The sequence below is a fragment of the Vibrio viridaestus genome (assembly GCF_003856525.1).
Classification (GTDB): Bacteria; Pseudomonadota; Gammaproteobacteria; order Enterobacterales; family Vibrionaceae; genus Vibrio; species Vibrio viridaestus.
Genome location: NZ_RJVQ01000160.1, coordinates 1 through 401 on the forward strand (window position 1 = coordinate 1; position 401 = coordinate 401).

The window sequence follows — 401 nt, forward strand, 5'->3', positions numbered from 1 at the left end:
TCGGCGATGTGGACGACCTTGCGCGCATCGATGTCGACGAACAGGGTGATGTAGTTGTGCCCGCGCTTGGCGGCTGTTTCGTCGATGCACACACGCGTCAGCGCGGACAGATCGAGATCGGCCAGGGCTTCATCGACGTAGTGATGCACGACGCGCCAGAGCGTGGTGTCGTGTTCGCCGAGCATGCGTGCGGCGGCCGCGACCGGCATGTGGAGGATCAGCGTCATGGCGAGCGCCTCGAACAACAGCGTGAAGCCGGAGCCGGGGCGCGCCCATGGCACATCGACCAGCCGGACGCCGCACTTGGTGCACCTGATGCGGGGCGTCCGCGCATGCAGGAACGCCTGATGCTGGAAAAAATCGAGGTGCCGCCAGGTCTTCTTCACGGTGTCGTGCACCGG

Annotated in this window: 1 protein-coding gene; it reads right to left on the bottom strand. The window is 65.3% G+C overall.

The window, feature by feature from the left end; translation table 11 throughout:
* Positions 1-401: helix-turn-helix domain-containing protein (locus EES38_RS22005; protein WP_166434336.1), on the bottom strand; the 401-nt coding region annotated here is incomplete at both ends.